The following is a 338-nucleotide window of genomic DNA, read 5'->3' on the forward strand; positions in this document are numbered from 1 at the left end:
AGGTGCTGACATGGTGCTTGCTAAACGTTCAGACCGCTCAACTGATGGACGACTGAAACGTAAGACAGCTGAGTGGTTCTATAAGTTACACAACAAAATAAGCACTCCAAAGATCGAGGAAAATGTCGGAGATTTTCGACTCATGTCTCGTGAGGTTGTGGAGAACATTAAACTATTGCCTGAGCGAAATCTTTTCATGAAAGGCATACTGAGCTGGGTGGGTGGTCAGACGGATGTCGTTGAATATGTACGCGCAGAGCGTGTTGCTGGCATCTCAAAATTTAATGGCTGGAAATTATGGAATCTGGCACTGGAAGGCATCACAAGTTTTTCAACCT

General features: G+C 44.7%; 1 pseudogene. It reads left to right on the forward strand.

What is annotated here, in order from left to right:
- A pseudogene (locus tag ACUU1I_RS21350) lies at window positions 1-338 on the forward strand (glycosyltransferase); the annotation flags it as partial.

Source organism: Shigella sp. SIG3 (assembly GCF_053555855.1).